This is a genomic window from Alkalicoccus urumqiensis, assembly GCF_002993335.1.
GTDB classification, from domain to species: domain Bacteria; phylum Bacillota; class Bacilli; order Bacillales; family Salisediminibacteriaceae; genus Alkalicoccus; species Alkalicoccus urumqiensis.
This window is the reverse complement of the sequence record NZ_PVNS01000010.1, coordinates 12,899-32,082: the sequence shown is the minus strand read 5'-3', so window position 1 is coordinate 32,082 and position 19,184 is coordinate 12,899. Positions and strand designations below refer to the sequence as shown.

Annotated in this window: 19 protein-coding genes; 4 read left to right on the top strand and 15 right to left on the bottom strand. The window is 51.8% G+C overall.

Annotation, left to right across the window (positions count from 1 at the left end; genetic code table 11):
• Positions 1-2 precede the first annotated feature (2 nt).
• The 9 genes from queA to C6I21_RS11105 form a co-directional block, all read right to left on the bottom strand.
• On the bottom strand, positions 3-1,031 hold the full coding sequence (gene queA, locus C6I21_RS11145; RefSeq protein ID WP_105959562.1) for a tRNA preQ1(34) S-adenosylmethionine ribosyltransferase-isomerase QueA: 1,029 nt from the start codon (positions 1,029-1,031) through the stop codon (positions 3-5).
• A 21-nt stretch (positions 1,032-1,052) separates the two neighbouring features.
• The gene (locus C6I21_RS11140) at positions 1,053-1,265 is read right to left on the bottom strand and encodes a DUF2905 domain-containing protein (RefSeq protein ID WP_105959561.1); all 213 of its coding nucleotides are present in this window, start codon (positions 1,263-1,265) and stop codon (positions 1,053-1,055) included.
• The gene (gene ruvB / locus C6I21_RS11135; RefSeq protein ID WP_105959560.1) at positions 1,265-2,260 is read right to left on the bottom strand and encodes a Holliday junction branch migration DNA helicase RuvB; all 996 of its coding nucleotides are present in this window, start codon (positions 2,258-2,260) and stop codon (positions 1,265-1,267) included. Before ruvB ends, C6I21_RS11140 begins: the two co-directional genes overlap by 1 nt.
• A 16-nt stretch (positions 2,261-2,276) precedes the next feature.
• Entirely contained in the window at positions 2,277-2,885 is a 609-nt protein-coding gene (gene ruvA / locus C6I21_RS11130; RefSeq protein WP_105959559.1) for a Holliday junction branch migration protein RuvA, read from the bottom strand.
• Between the two features lie 71 nt (positions 2,886-2,956).
• Entirely contained in the window at positions 2,957-3,685 is a 729-nt protein-coding gene (locus C6I21_RS11125) for a YebC/PmpR family DNA-binding transcriptional regulator (RefSeq protein ID WP_105959702.1), read from the bottom strand.
• Positions 3,686-3,768: 83 nt separating this feature from the next.
• Positions 3,769-4,662: a prephenate dehydratase gene (pheA, locus tag C6I21_RS11120; protein WP_245411613.1), complete on the bottom strand. Its 894-nt coding sequence runs from the start codon at positions 4,660-4,662 to the stop codon at positions 3,769-3,771.
• Positions 4,663-4,686: 24 nt separating this feature from the next.
• Positions 4,687-5,151 (bottom strand): ACT domain-containing protein, encoded by a 465-nt coding sequence (locus tag C6I21_RS11115; RefSeq protein ID WP_105959557.1) that lies wholly within the window; start codon positions 5,149-5,151, stop codon positions 4,687-4,689.
• Between the two features lie 69 nt (positions 5,152-5,220).
• Positions 5,221-6,501, bottom strand: a complete 1,281-nt coding sequence (gene obgE / locus C6I21_RS11110; RefSeq protein ID WP_105959556.1) for a GTPase ObgE — start codon at positions 6,499-6,501, stop codon at positions 5,221-5,223.
• A 21-nt stretch (positions 6,502-6,522) separates the two neighbouring features.
• A complete protein-coding gene (locus tag C6I21_RS11105; protein ID WP_105959555.1) occupies positions 6,523-7,017 on the bottom strand; it encodes a Spo0B domain-containing protein in 495 nt (164 codons plus the stop codon).
• A gap of 152 nt (positions 7,018-7,169) precedes the next feature.
• On the opposite strand from C6I21_RS11105, the gene C6I21_RS11100 reads away from it, so the two are divergent.
• Complete coding sequence (locus C6I21_RS11100) at positions 7,170-8,117, top strand: agmatinase family protein (RefSeq protein WP_105959554.1); 948 nt, start codon at positions 7,170-7,172, stop codon at positions 8,115-8,117.
• A gap of 282 nt (positions 8,118-8,399) precedes the next feature.
• Here C6I21_RS11100 and hemY read toward each other — a convergent pair whose 3' ends face one another.
• The 4 genes from hemY to C6I21_RS11080 all read right to left on the bottom strand — a co-directional run bounded on the left by hemY (position 8,400) and on the right by C6I21_RS11080 (position 14,183).
• Positions 8,400-9,812 carry a protoporphyrinogen oxidase gene (hemY, locus tag C6I21_RS11095; protein WP_105959553.1) on the bottom strand — a complete coding sequence of 471 codons (1,413 nt, stop codon included), beginning with the start codon at positions 9,810-9,812 and terminating at the stop codon, positions 8,400-8,402.
• 4 nt (positions 9,813-9,816) lie between these two features.
• Positions 9,817-10,758 (bottom strand): ferrochelatase, encoded by a 942-nt coding sequence (gene hemH / locus C6I21_RS11090; protein WP_105959552.1) that lies wholly within the window; start codon positions 10,756-10,758, stop codon positions 9,817-9,819.
• Positions 10,755-11,804, bottom strand: a complete 1,050-nt coding sequence (gene hemE / locus C6I21_RS11085) for a uroporphyrinogen decarboxylase (protein ID WP_425352504.1) — start codon at positions 11,802-11,804, stop codon at positions 10,755-10,757. Before hemE ends, hemH begins: the two co-directional genes overlap by 4 nt.
• A gap of 273 nt (positions 11,805-12,077) precedes the next feature.
• Complete coding sequence (locus C6I21_RS11080) at positions 12,078-14,183, bottom strand: transglycosylase domain-containing protein (protein WP_245411612.1); 2,106 nt, start codon at positions 14,181-14,183, stop codon at positions 12,078-12,080.
• 204 nt (positions 14,184-14,387) lie between these two features.
• Here C6I21_RS11080 and C6I21_RS11075 point away from each other — a divergent pair, with 204 nt between their 5' ends.
• On the top strand, positions 14,388-15,128 hold the full coding sequence (locus C6I21_RS11075) for a cytochrome c biogenesis CcdA family protein (RefSeq protein ID WP_105959549.1): 741 nt from the start codon (positions 14,388-14,390) through the stop codon (positions 15,126-15,128).
• Between the two features lie 135 nt (positions 15,129-15,263).
• The gene (locus C6I21_RS11070; protein WP_105959548.1) at positions 15,264-16,448 is read left to right on the top strand and encodes a M20 metallopeptidase family protein; all 1,185 of its coding nucleotides are present in this window, start codon (positions 15,264-15,266) and stop codon (positions 16,446-16,448) included.
• 157 nt (positions 16,449-16,605) lie between these two features.
• On the opposite strand, the gene C6I21_RS11065 is transcribed toward C6I21_RS11070, so the two are convergent.
• Entirely contained in the window at positions 16,606-17,823 is a 1,218-nt protein-coding gene (locus C6I21_RS11065) for an ABC transporter permease (RefSeq protein WP_105959547.1), read from the bottom strand.
• Positions 17,813-18,559 (bottom strand): ABC transporter ATP-binding protein, encoded by a 747-nt coding sequence (locus tag C6I21_RS11060; RefSeq protein WP_105959546.1) that lies wholly within the window; start codon positions 18,557-18,559, stop codon positions 17,813-17,815. The genes C6I21_RS11065 and C6I21_RS11060 overlap by 11 nt, the downstream gene beginning before the upstream one ends.
• Before the next feature lie 169 nt (positions 18,560-18,728).
• Between C6I21_RS11060 and C6I21_RS11055 the strand changes: the two genes are divergently transcribed.
• On the top strand, positions 18,729-19,154 hold the full coding sequence (locus tag C6I21_RS11055; RefSeq protein ID WP_105959545.1) for an HIT family protein: 426 nt from the start codon (positions 18,729-18,731) through the stop codon (positions 19,152-19,154).
• The last annotated feature ends 30 nt before the right edge of the window (positions 19,155-19,184 follow it).

Genomic DNA, 19,184 nt, shown 5'->3' with positions numbered 1-19,184 from the left:
TTCTACTTAATCAGCATGGCATCGCCGAAGCTGAAAAACCGATATCTTTCCCTGACTGCATCTTCGTAGGCTCCGAGAATCTGTTCGCGGCCTGCCAGTGCGCTGACAAGCATAACGAGTGTCGATTTCGGAAGATGAAAATTCGTCAGCAGTGCATCGACGGCGCGGAATGTAAATCCTGGAAAGATGAAAATATCCGTCCATCCCCGTGCTTCACGGAATGCACCGTCTGTATCCCGGGCAATCGTTTCGAGCGTCCGGCACGATGTCGTGCCGACTGCAATCACTCTGCCGCCTCTTTTTTTTGTTTCGTTTAATGTATCTGCCGTTTCCCGGGGCAGCTCATAGAATTCTGCGTGCATCGTATGATCCTCCACGGTATCCGCGGAGACCGGGCGGAATGTTCCGAGGCCGACATGGAGCGTCAGATAGACGACATCTGCTCCCTTTTCTTCTATTTTCTGAAGCATTTCCGGCGTAAAATGAAGCCCCGCTGTCGGTGCAGCTGCCGATCCACGATTTTTGGCAAACACTGTCTGATAGCGGTCCTTCTCTTCCAGCTGCTCCTGAATGTAAGGCGGGAGCGGCATTTCCCCAAGCTGGTCGAGCACTTCATGAAAAATACCCTCAAAAGAAAACCGGAACGTCCTCCGTCCTTCTGGAAGTTCCTCCATGCATTCGGCACGGAGCATACCGTCTCCGAACGAAACGACCGTACCGGGCTTTATTCTTTTAGCAGGCTTCACGAGTGTTTCCCATGTGTAGTTTTCGCCTTCACTGAGGAGAAGCACTTCGATTTTTGCCCCAGTTTCCTCCTTCACACCGAACAGCCTTGCAGGGATCACTTTCGTGTTGTTTAATACGAGCGTGTCCCCCGGCTCCACGTGATCGAGAAAGTGAGTGAAACGGGAGTGATCGATTTCCCCTGTCTCTTTTGAAAGGACGAGCATGCGGGATGCAGCTCTGTCCTTCAGCGGCGTCTGGGCGATCAGCTCTTCAGGAAGGTCATAATCAAAATCAGTTACATTCATAATTTTTCGTCTCTCTCCTTTTTACCTGCGGAACAGCATGAACAGCAGGGAAAGCACAATGCTGATAATAATGGATGTCATCAATGGAAAATAGAACGTGGTACTGCCGCGCTGAAACAAAAAGTCCCCCGGCAGTCTGCCGATCGGCAGAAAGCGTCCGAAAAGCATCCAGATGAGTGCAGCTGCAATACAGATCACGCCGATGAGAAGCAGAAGTTTCGGTCCTGTATCCATCAGGAGCGCTCCAGACCGAGGTGGCTGCACGCTTCTTCGGTGATGACACGGCCGCGTGGCGTACGCTGCAAAAAGCCGATCTGCAGCAGGTATGGTTCATATACATCTTCAATCGTATGCGATTCTTCGCCGATCGTCGCTGCAATGGTGTCCACACCGACCGGTCCCCCGTTAAAGCGGGAAAAAAGCGCCCGCAGTAGTTTGTGGTCCACTTCATCCAGACCGAGTGTATCGACCTGAAGCAGATCAAGGGCGCGGTTTGTAATGGCGGTATCCACCCTGCCGTCCCCCTGCACCTGAGCAAAATCGCGGATTCTGCGGAGCAGACGGTTGGCCACCCGGGGCGTTCCCCGTGAGCGTCTGGATACCTCACCGGCAGCTTCGGTATCTATTTCCACCTGCAGCACATCTGCTGTCCGGACGACAATTTCCTTCAATTCCTCTGCCGTATAATATTCCAGCCGGCTCATCACGCCGAAGCGGTCCCGGAGCGGCGCAGAAAGCATGCCTGCCCGCGTGGTTGCACCAACGAGCGTAAACGGCGGCAGCTCTATCTGGACAGAACGTGCTGAAGGACCTTTACCGATCACGATATCCAGAAAAAAGTCTTCCATTGCCGGATAAAGTACTTCTTCCACTGCGCGCGGAAGCCGGTGGATTTCATCGATGAACAGGACATCCCCCGGCTCCAGTGCGGTAAGAACAGCGGCAAGATCTCCGGGACGCTCGACAGCAGGACCGGACGTCGTACGGATCTGTACGCCCAGTTCATTGGCAATGATCGTCGCGAGTGTCGTTTTACCAAGTCCCGGCGGCCCGTAGAGAAGCACGTGATCCAGGCTTTCTTCCCGCATGGCGGCAGCTTCAATAAACACGGTTAAATTGTCCTTTACACCCGACTGGCCGATATACTGGGACAGTTTCTGCGGCCGCAGGCTGAGCTCTTCCTGCTCTTCCATCCCCTGTGCCTCTCCGCCGACTACACGTGGTTCCATCCTCGTCTCTCCTTCCTCAGGCATTCAGCATTTTCTTCAGTGCCAGCTTAATGTACTCATCTGTCGTGCAGTCTTCTTTCTCCAGTGAAGGAGTTACTTTCTTTATCTCTCTCTCCGTATAGCCAAGCGCACGCAGTGCTTCCAGGGCATCCTCGAGCTCCTGCTGCGAAGCAGACGTTTCCTTTTCCGGCGCTGCAAACAGCCCTTCAGAAAGTGTCGGAGCAATTTCGCCGACTTTTCCTTTTAAATCGAGTACGATCTGCCCGGCTGTCTTTTTACCGACACCTGGGAATTTCGTCAGGAAATGAACGTTCTCTTCCTCAATCGCCTCCACCACCTGGCGCGGCTGTTCGGAGCCGACGATCGCAAGCGCTCCTTTCGGTCCGATCCCGGATACCTGGAGAAGCTTCTCAAACAAGCGGCGTTCTTCCCTGTGCGTGAAACCGAACAGCTTCACTGCATCTTCCCGGACGTGCTGGTATGTATAGATCGTCGTTTTCTCGTCGTGGTTGATTTGATAGCGGTATGGATTGCCGCAGTGCACCAGGTAGCCGATCCCGCCGGTTTCTACAACGACCGTATCTGCTTCCTGGTGTACGATGTAGCCGGTAATGCATTCAATCATTTCTGTCACCTCTCCCTGCGAACGTACATTCCATTGTACCACAGCCGCAGGGGGATGTCCTTTCCCTTCTGCTACTCCACTGCTGCATTGTGAGCCACAGACTGCACATCGTCACAGTCTTCGAGCGCTTCAATCAGCTGCATAACTTCCTCGTACTGCGCTTCGGAAACCGGCGTTTTCGTCTGAGGGATCATCGCAAGTTCTGCCGAATAAACAGAGACCCCTTCCAGCTGCTTCACTGCTTCATGCACCTGCTGGAAATCAGGGACGGAACAGAGTACTTCCAGCCCGTCTTCAAAAAACTGCACGTCCTCCGCGCCGGCATCGATTAACGTCAGCATCATTTCATCTTCATCACGCTCTTCGGGGATTTCAGCTGTAACATGGCCGCGTCGGTCAAACATAAAAGAGACACAGCCATCCTCTCCTAAATTGCCGCCGTTTTTATTAAACGCAAGACGCACTTCTGCAGCGGCACGGTTTTTGTTGTCTGTTAAGGCTTCGACGAACACAGCGGTGCCGTAAGGGGCATAGCCTTCATATGTCTTCTCTACATACGTGACGCCTTCAAGATTGCCGGTCGCTTTTTTAATCGTCCGGTCAATATTTTCATTCGGCATATTGTTCTGCCGTGCTTTGTCCAGAGCCAGACGGAGGTTATTGTTCGTTTCCGTATTGTCCCCGCCTTCACGGACAGCCTGAAAAATTTCCTTGGATATTTTCGTGAAAATTTTCCCTTTTTTTGCATCCTGTCTTCCTTTACGGTGCTTGATATTGCTCCATTTCGAATGTCCTGCCATCGCCATTCCCTCCATGAAGGCGCCCACCTCCAAAAACCGTGGAGATGGGCGCAGTAATGATCGTGTATTACTATCCGGAAGACTTACTTCACTGCCTCTGCAGCCTTTTTTCCATTCAGTTCTTCCCATGAAAAACATGGGTAGCTTCCGAGGATATGCACACCGCACCCTAGTGTCCGGAGTTCTTCCGTAACGGATGGAATCAGTACATCATCCATCTTCATCCCTGCATCCACGATGAAAAAATAATTCCCGAGGCCTGTTTTCGTCGGGCGGGACTCGATCCGCACCAGGTTGATCCGCCTCCAGGCGAAAGCTGCAAGCACCTGATGAAGCGCTCCGGCAAAATCGGAGGACAGGCTGATCATCATCGTCGTTTTATACATCGTGTTCTCAGTTACCAGCGGGTGATCAAAATCGATGCGGTCCTTTGTCATCAGTACAAATCTCGTCCGGTTATGCGCATAGTCATTTATCGTACGCTCCGCTATGTCGAGGCCATAGGAGGAAGCTGCGATCGAATTGGCGATCGCTGCTGCGTTTTCCTCCGGATGAGCTGCGACATATTCTGCAGCAGATGCCGTCGAGTTTGTATAGGCGATCTCCGCCTCCGGAAGGAAGTCCCTTAAGAATTGATGGCACTGGGCAACTGCCTGCGGGTGGGAATACACTTTGTGGATGTCTTTCCAGTCCTTCGTGTACCGCTCACATGTCAGCAGATGCTGTTCAATCGGAGCTTCAATCTCCGCTGCCATATTCATGCGCTGATGATGAATAAAGTAGTCCAATGTAATGTTCACGGTTCCTTCGATGGCATTCTCCATCGGCACAACCGCCTGATCCACTTCATTCTGCGCCACCGCATCCATCGTGTCCGGGATCGTTTTAAATGGAACACGCTCTCCACTGGATACGAGTGCTGCTGCAGCTGCCTCGGTGAACGAGCCGCGCGGGCCCAGATACGCTGTTTTCGTCACGTCCATTTACCCCTTTCCATTCAATTACGCTCCCGATCCGACGATTTCCACTTTCTGCACAGCATCGAGTTTTTCCATCTGATCAAGAAGACCGGTGACGTCGTATGTCATCGCAGCCGTCTCGATCGTCAGTGTAATCGTTGCTTTGCCCTGCAGCGGAATCGTCTGGTTGATCGTCAGTACGTTCGCGCCGGTCTGTGCGATCATCGAGAGCAGACGGGAAAGCGAGCCCGACTGATCCTGAAGATGGATCGTCATTGTAATGATCTTTTCTTTCACCATCGTGTGAAACGGGAATATCCCATCTTTGTACTTATAGAAAGCACTGCGGCTCAGTTCCACCGCATGTACTGCTTCATTTATCGTATTCACCTCTTCGCTTTCCAGAAGACGCTTGGCTTCCACCGTCTTCAGCATTGCTTCCGAAAGCATATCCTCCCGGACGAGGTAAAATTGATCCGATCGTTTACGCACGTAAAACCGCCTCATTTCTGCACAGTCTGTAAGACTATATTGTATACGAGGCAGATACGTTTGTCCACCAGCAGGGAACTATCCTTACTCAATAAACTCGAATTCATATTCCAGAATACGGACGGTGTCCCCGTCCTCTGCTCCCATTTCGCGGAGCTTATCATCAATACCCATGTGGCGCATTTTTTTGGAGAAGCGCTGCACCGAGTCGTGGCGGTCAAAGTTCGTCATCTTAAACAACGTCTCGATCTCGTGCCCGGTTATCGTGAAGGTCCCGTCTTCTTCCTGCTCCACAATAAACGGCTCTTCTTTTTTCGTATACTTATAAAGTACGCGCTCATCTGTCTCTTCTTCGTGGAGCGGGAACAGAGGCGTTTCTTCAATTTTATCCGCAATTGTTCTGAGAAGAGCTGCGAGACCATGCTTTGTTACAGCTGAAATCGGGAATACCTGGACGTTTTCACCGACCTGCTCTTTAAACAGCTCCAGGTGCTCTTCGGCATCCGGAAGGTCCATTTTATTGGCCACGACAAGCTGCGGGCGCTCTGTCAGACGAAGGTTGTACTCTTCCAGCTCCCGGTTGATCGTCATGTAATCCTCATACGGATCACGGCCTTCCATGCCGCTCATATCAATAACATGTACGATGACCCTCGTCCGTTCAATATGACGGAGAAACTGGTGGCCGAGGCCGACACCGCTGTGCGCACCTTCAATCAGACCAGGGAGATCCGCCATGACAAAACTCCGGTGATCGTCTGTTTCCACTACACCGAGGTTCGGTACCAGTGTCGTAAAGTGGTACTCGGCGATCTTCGGTTTTGCGGCCGATACGACAGAAAGAAGCGTCGATTTTCCGACACTCGGGAAACCGACAAGGCCGACATCCGCAAGTACTTTTAATTCAAGAGCGATCTCTTTATCCTGACCCGGCTCCCCGTTTTCGGCGATCTCCGGCGCAGGGTTTGCCGGCGTGGCGAAGCGGGAGTTCCCCCGTCCGCCGCGTCCGCCGCGGCAGATAACCGCCTGCTGGCCGTGCTCGGTTAAGTCAGCGATTGTTTCTCCTGTTTTCTTATTCATTACCGTCGTTCCAGGCGGAACAAGCACGACTTTCGGTTTCCGGCTTTTACCGTGCTGGTTTTTCGGCATGCCGTGTTCCCCGTGCTCCCCTTTAAAATGACGCTGGTAGCGGAAATCCATCAGCGTCCGCAGTCCTTCATCCACCTCAAAAACGACGTCGGCTCCACGTCCTCCGTCGCCTCCGGCCGGCCCTCCGTTCGGAACGTACTTTTCCCTCCGGTAAGCCACCAGTCCGTTTCCACCGTCACCGGCACGGACAAATATATCCACCTTATCTACAAACATGTATCATTCTCCTCACTTTTCCTACTGCAGATCTATATCCATCCACAGTTCTTTATTGCCGCGTTCTGCACATGCCTCGAGTTCCGGAGGCAGTTTTTTGTAAATCCAGCCTCCACCTTCCGCTTCGAAAATCATTCTTCCCGGCGGTTTCACGGTAATCTGAACAGATCCCTCCGCACCGGCAGGCACATAGGAATCAAGCCAGTTCCGGAAGGAAGCGAACAGCGTCAGCGCCTCGGTTTCCACATCGGTAAAGCCGTCCCCATTATGAATATCCAGTTCCACCGGAAGCGGAGGTGCCTCCCACATCCATTCCAGAAGGCTGCAGGCAAACCGCGGAGCACCCAGCCGATGAAGACGGCTGTGCTGCTCTGCCTCGACAACCATCCGGTCTACAACCGCGGATGCTTTTTCCGTTCTGTTCATGGAGAGATAGGCTTTCAGCAGCTGCACTTCATTCATCATGTCGTGCCGGTAATGGCTGAGCATCTTTAAGAGACGTTCTTCCTCCTGCAAGGCCGATTCCTCCTCCCGGGCTTCTGGTTTTCATTATAGCACGATTTTAAAACACAGTATTCCCTATCATAGCATACCTATACGAATGAGGGAAAAAAGTTTATGATGATAGTGCGTGTACTTTTTACGAAAATTGAAGGAGGCATCCACCAATGGCGACATCCAATATTTACGGCAACACACCTACCTTTCTACAGGCACTCAACCTCGTCCAGGAACCGAAACGCACCAGTGAGGCAGATGTCCTCGTCTATGGCGTGCCGTGGGAAGGCGCAGTAACGTGGGGAGATTATACCGGCTGTGAACTCGGGCCGAAAGTGATGCGTCTTTCCTCCGGCAGATACAGCGGCTACCTGCCGGAACTGAATCACCTTGATGTTTTCTCCCACTTGACGCTCGGCGACCTCGGAGACATCGCGGTTACTCCTGCCGATCCGAAAGAAACGATGGCAAAAATCACAGATTTTGCAAAAGCCGTCTGGGAAAGCGGCGCTTTTCCGCTCGCACTCGGCGGAGATCACGGTATTACGTACCCGATTTTAAAAGGGCTGGTGGAAGCAACGGACCAGAAAGTCGGCATCATTCACCTTGACGCCCATTATGACAACAACCTGCTCTCCGTAGGCGATCCGTATGGACGCGGCGCTCCATTTGCCCGGCTGTATGAGACGCCCGGGATCGTTAACGAAGCGCTCGTTCACATGGGCATCCACGGCCCGCGCAACAAACCGGAAAACGGACAGCTTGCGCAGAAAGTCGGAGCCAAAACGCTGACAATTCAGGATATCCGCCGGGCACCGTCTGCGCGGGAAATTGCCCGTCAGGCTTACGAAATGGCCTCTAACGGCACGGATGTCGTTTACTTAAGCATCTGCTCGGACGTTTTAGATCACGCATTTAATCCCGGAGGGCCGGTGGATGGAAACGGCCTGACTTCGTTTGAACTGCTGGAAATCGTCCATGAAGTGAGCCGCCTCGGCATATGCGGAATGGATTTTGTGGAAGTATATCCACAGCAGGACCAGACCGATTTCAGTTCCCACTTTGCAAGCTTCGTTGCACTTTATGCACTTGCAGGAGAAATCGAACGACGGGGCTGACACCATATGAGGGAGAACTTTTGATCTGCAGTGTTTTCCCACACCAGCTTTTAAAAATATGCAGGAGAAAAAAACGGGTTTACCCCCTCCGTTCCCGGGGAAGAGGATGATCAACTCCCCCACTTTCTCAAATTTCCCTTCTTGTGGAAATCCCGTACAATACGACGTATTGTGCGGCTTTTTTTGTCTAAAAACGGCAGACGGAAACATAAAAAATGCCTCCAGTGATCCTAACCGTTTCACTGGAGGCATTTTTATTAATAATCTGTTGTCCAGAACACATCAACTTTCTGCTTGTTCGATGATTTGTAAGACCGCTTTTTCCGCCTGACTCACACAGTCCGGCAGTCCGATGCCGTTATAGCTTGCTCCGAGAAGGTGGACACCCGGGTAGGAGGCAGCAAGTTTCTGCCGTACTTCTCCAAGCCGCTTTAAGTGATTCACTTCATACTGCGGCATGCCCTGACGCCACCGCGTGACATGAACAAAGAGCGGGGCGGCATCAATTCCCATGATCTCTTTCAGATCCTGGCGGACAACCGATGCAATTTCCTCATCCGTTTTCTCGACAATCCCCTCCTGATCCGGACGACCGACATACGCACGCAGAAGTGCTTTCCCCGGTGGTGCCGTGTGCTCCCATTTCTGATGGGTCCACGTGCAGGCGGTAATGTCATACCCTTCCTGCTTCGGCACGAGAAACCCTGTCCCGTCCAATCCAAGCTCGACATCCCGTGCTTCATAACCGAGAGCCACGGTTGCAACCGTTGTAGAAGGCGCCGAAGCGAGTGTTTCGAGAAGACCGTCATCAAACAATTCTGCCGCCTGATGATGCCGTGTTGTCAAAAGAACTTCATCTGCTTCCTCCATCGTTCCGTCCGAAAAATGGAGCTGATACCTGCCATCCGCATGCTGCAGGCCTGTCATACGGCGCCCTGTCTCCACTGTACCTTCCGGCAGTGCCGCTGCGAGCTGTTCAACGAATGAAGATAATCCGCGGCGGAAAGTCAGAAACATGTTCGCCTGCCGCTGATCGGGCCCGATATATACCGGCGCTGCCGCTTCTTTTTTCCGGCTTTTTTTCATACCGAGAATAAGGCTCCGGTGCTTTTTTTCCACTTCCACAAATTGTGGAAAGGTCGCCCCGAGGCTCAGTTTATCCAGAGAACCGGCGTAGACCCCGGAAAGAAGCGGGTCTATCATGTTGTCGACCACTTCTGAGCCGAGTCGGCGTCGGAAAAAGGATCCGACCGATTCATCTTCCTCTGCGGAACCGCGCGGAAGAATCAGATCCATGGCAGCTCTTACTTTCCCCGCTGGACGGAACAGTTTCGTTTTAAGAAAGGGACTCCACTGTGTGGGGATACCCATAATGGCGCCCTGTGGTATCGGATGCATCTGTTTCTGATGGTAAATATACGCACCCGAACGGTTTGTGACGAGCTCCTCTTTCATGCCGAGTGCTTCTGCCAGCGTATACATGCTCATTTTGCGTGTTAAAAAGGAGTCCGGACCGCGCTCGACGACAAAACCATCGGTATATTCCGTTGCAATACTTCCACCAATGCGGTCTGACGCTTCGTATACCGTTACATCTCTGTCCAGGCGCCCTTCTTTTACTGCTTCCGACAAAAAATAAGCGGTGCTGAGGCCGGTAATCCCGCCCCCAACAACCGCTGTTTTTTTTCTGCTCATCGCGCTACACCTTCTGGCCCTGGAGATGCTTTTCTACTACATCACCGAGCGCGGAAAGAAACGGCTTTTCCGTATTCGGCATCGGTGGACGGTAGTACCCTGCACCCACCTCATCTGTAACTACTTTACACTCATAATCATTGTCGTAAAGCACTTCCAGATGGTCCGCTACGAAACCAACCGGGCAGTATACGTACGCTTTATATTCTTCTTTTTCATTCAGGTCACGGGTTAAATCCTGAACATCCGGTCCGATCCATGGATCAGGAGTATTCCCTTCACTCTGCCAGCCGATCTCATAATTTTCTACATCTGCCTTCTCGGCAATAAGGCGGGCCGTTTCTTTCAATTGATCCGGATATGGGTCTCCTCCGGCTAGAATTTTCTCCGGGAGACTGTGGGCGGAAAAAATAACACAGTGGTGCTTCTTTTCCTCTTCCGTCATTTTCTCCCGCGTCTCACGGATTCCCCGCGCCCAGAAGTCGATAAATTTCGGCTCATCATACCACTGTTCCACGCTCGTAATTTTTGGCCCTTTAATCTGCTCGGATTCTTCCTGGGCCCGTCCATTGTACGATTTGACGCTGAAAGTGGAATAATGAGGTGCAAGAACGATGCTGACCGCTTCTTCAATACCGTCTTTCTTCATCTGCAGAACGGCATCTTCGATAAACGGATCGATGTGCTTCAGCCCCTGATACACGACGAATTCCACATCATCGTAGCGGCGGTTCAGCTCATCGCGCAGTCCTTCCGCCTGTTCGGTCGTAATTCGGGCAAGCGGTGAAATGCCGCCGATATCCTGATACCGCTGCACGAGATCATCCAGCTGCTCCTGGGAAGGCTTTCTTCCGCGGCGGATATGCGTGTAGTAAGGTTCTATTTCTTCTTCCGACCTCGGCGTGCCGTAGGCCATGACTAGTAAACCCATCTTTTTCTTCATCAAGCATCACCTTTCTCTGCCAGTTTCTCTTGAGAATACTCATGTACAAACGTCGTCAGCCGCTTCAGCTGTGCCGGCTCAATTTCCGGGAATACCCCGTGTCCGAGGTTAAAGATAAAGCCCGGCTGGTCCATCCCCTGATCCAGAATGGCTTTCGCCTTTTCTTCAATAACCGGCCACGGCGCAAGCAGGACGCTTGGATCCAGGTTCCCCTGAACTGCTTTTGTGATACCGTCATTGCGGGCATCAGCAATTGGATAACGCCAGTCGAGACCGATCACATCCAGATCCATCTCATGCCAGTCCGGCGCAAGGTGCCTTGCAGCCACGCCGTGCATAATGAGCGGCACCCCTTCTCCGGACAGTTCGTTAAATATCCGGCGCATCACAGGTTTCACGCTTTTTTGATAGTCCTCCCGGCTCAATGCACCGATCCAGGAATCAAAAATCTGGATGGCCTGACTGCCCGCCCGGATCTGTGCCCGCACGTAGGCAATGACCACATCGGCAAGCTTGTTCATTAAGGCATCCCATGTATCCGGCTGGCTGTACATCATCGCTTTTGTTTTATTGTAATTCTTTGATGGGCCGCCTTCAATCATATAGCTCGCAAGTGTAAACGGCGCCCCGCTGAAACTGATGAGCGGCACATTCAGCTGTCCGCGGAGAATACGGATCGTCTCCAGTACGAAATCGACATCCTGTTCCGGATGAATCTCACCGAGCCGCTCCACATCTGCAAGTGACGTCACCGGATTGGAAATAACCGGCCCGATTCCCGCTTTGATCTGTACGTCCACCCCAATTGCCGGAAGCGGCGTCATGATATCTTTGTACAAAATCGCCGCGTCGTTGTTGTATTGATCCACCGGAAGCTTCGTTACCCATGCACACGTTTCCGGCATGTGCGTAATCTGTTCCAGCGAATACTTTTCTTTCAGTTTCCGGTACTCCGGCTGGGACCTTCCTGCCTGGCGCATATACCAGACCGGAATGTGATCAACCGGCTCTCTGCGGCAGGCCCGCAGAAACGTATCATTAAACTGCACAAATTCCACCTCATTTATCATGATCCTATAGCTTGATTCCGCTGTTCATTTTATCGCTTTTGCCCGGAGAAGAAAAGGAAAAACCCCGCTCGTTCACAAAACAGTGCCGTTTCCTGTGACGACAGACTTCTTTCAATGCCTCAAACAGGTGGCAGCTGACCGCCGCTTTCGTACATGTACAGTTTTACATTCTGCAAAAAAAGCTGCAGACGGTCTTTTTATGGACCACTGCAGCTTTTATTATAATGAACAAAGCTGTTTAACGAACGTTGTCTATCCGCCCTGCGAAAACAGGCTCGTGCTGGCACGGTTCGTTGCTTCGCCTTCTTCTCCGGTCTGCGGGTTGTAGGGAATGACTACATATTCCGGACTGGAAAAGTACCCCGCACGATCCACTTCATAGGAGGATTCTCCTTCCACTTCTTCCACCAGTTCTCTTTCTTCTCCGCTTACTTCATAGATCCGGTAGTGGACGCGGTCATCTTCGCCTGCTTCCCACGACAGGGTCACGCTCGACCCGAACAGACCGAAGTTCATCTCTGCCTGAAGGTTTGCAGCCGTCATTGATTGAATCGGCTCCTCCACATCCCGGACATCCTCCGGTTGTTCAAACGCGGTCCAGGACATATCGGGAGGGAGCATTTCTTTAAACAAGGCTGTCGGCAGGCTGCTGGATACGGATTCTCTGTTTTCAGCACCACCCATCCAGAGCGCGCCGCTCATATCCGCTGTAAAGCCGGCAAACCAGACGTCCGCGGCTTCATTCGTCGTGCCCGTTTTCCCGGCAAGAGCGGTTGGCGTACTTCCAGCCTGGGCCGTGCCGTCGGTGACGACAGATTCCAGCATCCTCGTCATATACCAGGCTGTCTGCTCCGACATCACTCTCGCTTTTTCAGGTTTATGCTCTGCCGTCAGTTCGCCGCTCCGGTCATACACTTTCTGAACAGCATAGGCCGGCGTATAAAGTCCGCTGTCTGCAAACGTTCTATATGCAGAAGCCATTTCGAGCGGTGATATTCCTTCATGCAGACCGCCGAGCGCAATGCTGAGCCCCTCATCTTCAATATCGATACCCTGGGCGGAAAGCATCTCTTTTCCCCGGTCGATACCAATCTGATCCAGCAGCCAGACAGCTGGTGCGTTTTTGGACTGCTGAAGTGCTTCGAACATACTTACTTCTCCATCATACACACCGTCAATATTTCCCGGGGAATAATCGCCGTAAGACATTTCTTCATCGGCCAGTAACGAATACGGTTCGTACGATTTCGTCTCGAGTGCAGGAGCATAAACGGCCAGAGGTTTGATGGCGGAGCCGGGCTGGTGTGGTCGGAGCGCCTGGTGATAGCCTTTCCGGACGTACTCCCGTCCCCCCTGAACGGCCAGAATTCCTCCATCATCGTTATCAAGCAGCGCATAGCCTGAATTCATCGCTGCATCAGGGTAGTTTTCCGGAGAAGTCAGTGTTTCATAAGAACGCTGCTGAAGCTCCGGATCCATCGGCACCACAATCGTATAGCCGCCTTCCAGTACAGCTGTTTCTGTAATGCCGTGCACCTCTTCCATTTCCTGAAGAACGAGGTCTACATAGGCATCGTATGCCGGAGTATCAGCGACGCTGTGCTGCTCGGCCGGCACGGTTTTCCCCTGGTACGCCCTCATTTTTTCAATCGTAATGTAGTCCTGTTCCTGCATAAGACGGAGCACGAGGTCGCGCCGTTCTTTCGCCCGCTCCTTGTCCTGAAACGGCGAATAGTTATTCGGCCCTTTCGGCAGTGCTGCAAGCAGTGCCCCCTCCTCGACGGTCAGCTCTTCAACGGACTTCCCGAAATAGAGCCTGGAGGCAGCCTGAACACCATGTGCGCCGTGACCGAAATAAATCCGGTTGACATACATCTCCAAAATTTCATCTTTCGTATAGCGGTGCTCCAGATTCACAGCGATAAGTACTTCTTTCGTCTTCCGCATCAGCGTCCTTTCCGGAGATAGAAAGACGTTTTTCGCAAGCTGTTGAGTAATCGTGCTTCCGCCTTCCGCTGCTGAGCGTGTAATAATATCCCGGTAGAGCGCCCGTCCGATCGACCGGAAATCGATGCCGGTATGTTCGTAAAAACGCTGATCTTCGACGGCGACAAACGCCTGCTGCACATGCTCCGGCACCTGCTCAAGCGGAACGCTCTCTCTGTTTTCCGTAAAGACTTTCGTCAGTTCCGAGCCATCTTCTGATACGATGGAAGTCGTTTCTTTCATTACCAGGTCTTTTTCATCAATCGCATAGGATCCGAACAATATAATGCCGAGATAGGCGGTCACTCCCGCAATCATCATCAGGAGAAAGAAAATGACCACATATCCTAGTTTTCTTCCTAATCGTTTCATTGTTTCCCACCTGCCTTCAGGCATTTTACCACCGCTCCATGAAAAAAACGAGTGGCTCAAGGAGGATCGTTCTTCCTCCCTTCTAAATATACGTCAAAACGGCCGTCCAGGTTACATTGTTTGTGACACTTAGGTGACACAGCTTTCCCGGAACAGAGGATTCTTGTATAGTGGATAAAGAAGAAAGTGAAGGAGGAAGTATGTATGTACGTGCTCAGTGCACTCATGATTGAAGAACTGACCTTCCTCTCCCTGTGGATTGCTCTTTTTGCCGGGATCGTCTCGTTTCTATCCCCGTGTGTGTTTCCACTTGTGCCGGCGTATCTTGCGCAGCTGACGGGAGCGGAAATTCAGGAAAATAAATTAATGACAGACCGCCGGATTATTTTATCACGGAGCCTCGGCTTTATTTTAGGCTTCACCACCATTTTTCTCGCGCTCGGTGCCTCCTCGTCGTTTCTGGGAGGATTTTTTCTGGAAAATCAACGGCTTGTCAGCCAGCTGGGCGGCATTGTCATTGCCATGTTCGGCCTGCAGCTTGCCGGCGTTTTTCAGATGACCGTATTTATGAGTGAGAAGCGATTGAAAAACCCCGGCAGAGCAACCAGTTTCGGACGGTCTGTGCTGTTCGGCCTTATTTTTGCTGCCGGATGGTCTCCGTGTATCGGGCTCGTTCTTGGATCGATTCTTCTCCTTGCTGCACCTTCCGGCGATCCGGTCGGAGGCATGGTTCTGCTGTTTAGCTATTCGATCGGTCTCGGTATTCCATTTTTACTTACCGCGCTGATTTTTGCACGCTCCATCCATAAAATCCGCAGAATGAACCGTTTCCTTCCGGCTTTTCAGAAATTCGGCGGCATCGTGATGGTCATACTCGGCGTTCTGCTGTTCACCGGCTTATTTAACCGTATTGCAGCTTACCTTTCCCAGTTTACTATCATGTAAAGAAACGGGCACATTGATTTTGAGACCTTCTCCACACGCAGTGAGAGAAGGTCTTTTTTCATTGTCACTCTTTCTTTCGCTGGTCGAAGCAAGTAGAATAGAAAACAGTTAAACTGCAGAAGGAGTGTGTTGTCAATGTTTGCAAAGCTTCAGGAGCGTCTCGCAGAACAATTCGATGAAATGGTGGAAATCCGCCGCTATCTTCACGAACATCCGGAACTATCATTTGAAGAGGAAAAAACCCCTTCCTATATAGCTGAGTACCACCGAAGTCTCGGCCACGACGTGATAGAAGGCGTCGGCGGACGCGGCGTTACTGCACGCATGGAAGGCGGCTCTCCTGGTCCGGTGATCGCTCTGCGCGCGGACTTTGACGCCCTCCCGATCAAAGAGGAAACCGGTCTTCCGTTTGCATCCAAAAACGAGGGGAAAATGCATGCGTGCGGTCATGACGGCCACACGGCCCAGCTGCTCGTACTCGCACGGGTTCTGTCAGAAATGAAAGAAGATCTTCACGGAACGATCCTTTTCATTCATCAGCACGCAGAGGAACTGGCTCCCGGCGGTGCACAGGCGATGATTAAGGATGGCTGCCTGGAAGGAGTGGACGCTGTTTACGGCACGCACTTGTGGGCGACGACGCCTCTCGGACGCATGGAGTATACTCGCGGCCCGATTATGGCGGCCGCTGATAAATTTTCTATTCAGGTTAAAGGAAAAGGAGGTCATGGCGCACAGCCGCACGATACAAAAGACTCCATTTTAATCGGTGCACAGATCATCCAGTCCCTGCAGCATATCGTCAGCAGAAACGTTGACCCAATGGCTTCCGCTGTCGTGAGCGTCGGCCATTTTGAATCCGTCAATGCCTACAATGTCATTGCAGACCAGGCAAAGATTGTCGGTACAGCACGGAGCTTTGATGAAAGCGTCCGTGACCTCCTTGCAGCACGTATCGTCGAAACAGCGGAGCGGACAGCGGCGGTTTACGGCGCAGAAGCAGAGGCGAAATATGAACGGGGCTATCCGGCTGTGGTGAACCATGCGGAACACGCGGAAACAGCTGCTTCCGTAGCGGCCCGGGTGAGCGGCGTGGAGGAAGTAGTGGAAGCCGCGCCTCAAATGGGCGGTGAGGATTTCGCCTACTTCCTTCAGGAAAAGCCCGGCGCTTTCTTTTTCACCGGCGCGATGAATCCGGAATGGGAAACCGCCTACCCGCACCACCATCCGAAGTTTGATATTGATGAGCGGAGCATGCTTCACGCTGCCGGCATTCTCGGCGGTCTGGCACTGCAGGCATTCGGCCAGCACGAATCGTAAAACGAAAGAAAAAAACAGCTTCAATAAAAACCGGCTGCGGCGTCTATTCATGGACTGCCGCAGCCGGTTCTGTATTGTATTTAATAATTCAGAGGCCGAAGAATGGTCAGATCATTACATGTCCGGAGCGCAGAAAAGAGAAGAAAAATACCTCTCCCTACGCGGAGCGTACGCTGCCGGCTGCCCAGCGGCTTCTTGAAGAAAAAAAAGTGTATACGGCGAGTGTCAGAGCAAAGCAGGTGACAGCATCCAGGACCGTACCCTGAATAAGAGCTCCGGCACCGAAAAGCACCGCCTGCACGATTCCTAAAAACCGGAGCCAGAACTGCATTCCCTCTGTTTTCTGCGATTCCGGAACCGGATAGATCCCGGCGATGGCATCGTGGTCAAAGTGCCGCTTCATCGTTTCCAGCTGTATGGCCGTCATCCAGGAGAACAGCCCGGCGCTCACCCAGAGCCCCCAGCTCACATGGACGGCAGCCAGAAAAACGAGGCCCAGCGCCGTGAGACGGAAAAAGATACCGTAATAATCGCCCCCCCGGAGAAATGAGCGTGCGAAAAGATAGTGATACGTCCGGCTGCGGTCATACGAAAGGAGAGGCAGAAACCTGCTCCAGAATCTTCGTTTATTCACGACGCTTTTTTGGTGTGGTACATCCGTAAAACTGGATGCCATCCGGTAAAACGTCTGGAGCATCCGGGCCTCAATAGAAGCAAGCCGTTCCCATTGAAGCGGCTTTCTGCTGAGTGACCGGACGAACAGCGTGTATCCGGAAAAAGCTGCTGCCGAAGCGGCCATCCACAGAGGAATCATCGAAAAGACCGCGGCTGCTGCGCCGATATTTAACGCCATACGGAAAAGTGTGAACCTTTTGTACAGACTCTCTTCCTGGACACGCTGTTCCTGGAAGCTGAGCCACAGGTTCCAAAGCTTTACTCCCGAAAGCAGAGCCAGAATCACAAGAACTCCGGAAAACCCGCTCCCAAGACGGTCCAGATACAACGGCGAAAGAGCGAATAAAACGAGTGCCAGCCAGAAAGTTTCCATTCCCCAGCTGTATCCAATCGACCGCTTCAGATAAGGTCTCATTTTTCCTTCCATCGGCATAAGGAAAACGACGTCCGCAGGCTCAATAAATGTGCGGACACGTCCTCTTGTAAGCATCAGTGCAAAAACGATAGTGAAAAATAAAAGCGCTGGAAACGAAGCAGGAAGCCATTCCAGAAAGCGTCCATAGTAATAACTGCCGAATAGAAACAGCAGATACAGCGTAAATACAAATCCGCTGTTCGCGATCAGACGCAGATATTTTACCGCAGTGATCCAGTAATCCTGCCGGCGGCGGTTCCAGAGCGATGTGACGTTATTCATCATTTTCCGGCTCCTCCGTCACAGCCACATAAATCTGATCCAGCGGCGCCCCGGGCATATCTGCCTCTCTCTGAAGTTCGGCAAGTGTCCCCTGCATCAGCACCCGTCCCTCGTGCAGAAATACAAACCGGTCACAGTACCGTTCTGCGGTAGCAAGAATATGCGTCGACAATAGGATCCCCGCACCGCTCTCTCTCATCGACTCCATATGGGTTAAGAACGAATGAATTCCCACCGGATCCAGCCCGACGAACGGTTCGTCTGCGACATAAAGCTCCGGCCGGAGAAGGAATGCACTCATTATCATCACTTTCTGACGCATCCCTTTCGAAAAATGACTCGGAAACCATTTTCTCATTTTCTTCATCCGGAACTCTTTCAGGAGCTTCTCTGCCCTAGCTTCGAAAACGTCCTTTTCCAGACCATAAGCCATCGCAGTGACTTCCAGGTGCTCCCACAGCGTCAGCTCTTCATATAAAACAGGGGTCTCAGGTATGTAGGCAAGCAGACTGCGGTACGTATCCGGGTCAGCCATCGTCTTCCCGCTGAGTTCAATCGACCCCGAAAATGGACTCATTAAACCGAGAATATGCTTAATAGTTGTACTTTTCCCTGCTCCGTTCAATCCGATCAGGCCGACCATTTCCCCGGGCTGAACCGAAAATGAAATATCATTAAGAACCGGCCGTGTCTGCTGATAGCCTCCACTTACACGATTCAATTTTAAAAGTTCCGTCATCATGATGCCTCCTCCCGCTCCACTATACCGAATCCATCGAGTGTTGAAAAGCAAAGCCCCGTCGTAGAGGACAAATATTCCCTGTATTGATTCTACTTTCTCCCTCTGAGATATGATAGAATAGTTTCTATTACGTGAATATTTACACAAGGAAAAAGGAGGAATTTTCATGTCTCATGAGAACTGCATTTTCTGCAGCATCATTCAAGGCGATATTCCATCTGCAAAAGTTTTTGAAAATGATGATGTGTACGCGTTTCTGGACCTCAGTCAGGTAACGGAAGGCCATACGCTCGTCATCCCGAAGAAACACGAGGAGGACATTTTTTCCCTTCAGCCGGAAACAGCCGCTTCTTTATTCCGGCACGTACCGGAAATTGCGAATGCGATCGACAAGACGTTTTCGCCAAAAGGGCTGAATGTCGTTAACAACAACCGGGAATACGCAGGCCAGTCTGTATTTCATTATCACCTGCACCTTCTGCCCCGCCACGGAGATGAAGACGGTTTTGCCTCCAAGTGGGAGGAAAACGGCAGCCGCTATTCCAAAGAAGACCTGACCCGTATTGCCGGATCGATCGCTGAAAACCTGTAAATAATCTATTACCCGATAGTTGGAGGAATG